This is a genomic window from Aeromicrobium sp. CnD17-E (assembly GCF_024124745.1).
Lineage (GTDB): Bacteria > Actinomycetota > Actinomycetes > Propionibacteriales > Nocardioidaceae > Aeromicrobium.
This window is the reverse complement of the sequence record NZ_JAMXRU010000217.1, coordinates 1-1,194: the sequence shown is the minus strand read 5'-3', so window position 1 is coordinate 1,194 and position 1,194 is coordinate 1. Positions and strand designations below refer to the sequence as shown.

The following is a 1,194-nucleotide window of genomic DNA, read 5'->3' as shown; positions in this document are numbered from 1 at the left end:
GGCGTGGCCGGACGACGCACCCGCCATCGCCGAGGTGCAGCGCTCCGCGTGGGCCGCTGCCCTCGGCGAGGTCCCCGACGTCGACCTGGCCCCCGCGTGGGCGCGCCTGCTGGGCTCCCCGCCCGACGCGAGGGCCCGCGTGCTCGTGGCACTCGAGCAGGCGACGGTGCGCGGCGTGGCGTTCGTGCACCCGTGCCACGACCCCGACGCCGACCGGGTGGCCGACGGTGAGGTCGGCGAGCTGCTCGTCGATCCCCAGCACCGCGGCGCGGGACACGGCTCGCGGCTGCTCCAGGCCGCCATGGACACGCTGCGCGCCGACCACTTCGTCCGCGCACGCTGGTGGGTGCCGACCACCGACGACCGGCTGCGCGCCTTCGTCGTCGGCACCGGCTGGACGGCCGACGGGGCCCATCGCGAGCTCGCCGACGAGGCCGGCGGCCGGACGGTGAGGCAGGTCCGGCTCGTCACGTCGCTCGTCGAGGCATGAGCGGCGTCGCCGGCCCGGACCGCGCCGCCCGACGTCGCGTGGTCGCGGACTCCCTGGGGGTCGGCGCCGCGACCGGCGCCTACGGCGTCTCCTTCGGTGCCCTCGGCACCACCTCGGGACTCGACGTCCTGCAGACCTGCGTGCTCTCCCTGCTCGCGTTCACGGGTGCGTCGCAGTTCGCGTTCGTCGGCGTGGTCGCGGCCGGAGGGGCGCCCGTCACCGGCGCGGTGACGTCGGTCCTGCTCGGGTCGCGCAACCTGTTCTACGGTCTGAGCATCGCGTCGGTGCTGCGGCTGCACGGGGTGCGCCGTGTGCTCGGCGCGCACCTCGTGATCGACGAGTCGACCGCCGTCGCCCTCGCCCAGCGCCACCCGGCCCTCGGGCGACTGGGGTTCTGGTGGACGGGCGCATCGGTGCTCGTGCTCTGGAACCTGTCGACCCTGCTGGGCGCGCTGGCCGGGACGGCGATCGGCGACCCCCGCGCCTACGGCCTCGATGCCGCCGTCGGCGCCGCGTTCCTGGGTCTGCTGTGGCCGCGTCTGGACGGACCGCTCCCCCGCCTCGTCGCCCTCTGCGGCGCCGCCGTGGCGGCCGGCCTCGTGCCGTCCACCCCGGCCGGGGTGCCCATCATCGCCGGCGGAGCCATGGCGGTGGCGCTGGGCCTGGTCCTCGGTCGCGCCCGGCGCGACGCGCGAGGGGGTGCG

Annotated in this window: 2 protein-coding genes; both read left to right on the top strand. The window is 77.1% G+C overall.

Going from position 1 to position 1,194, the window contains the following annotated elements:
• Positions 1-490 (top strand): GNAT family N-acetyltransferase (locus NH339_RS18235; protein WP_253027474.1); only part of this gene is annotated, 490 nt, incomplete at its 5' end.
• The coding region (locus NH339_RS18230; RefSeq protein ID WP_253027472.1) for an AzlC family ABC transporter permease at positions 487-1,194 on the top strand (708 nt) is incomplete at its 3' end. The genes NH339_RS18235 and NH339_RS18230, both read left to right, overlap by 4 nt.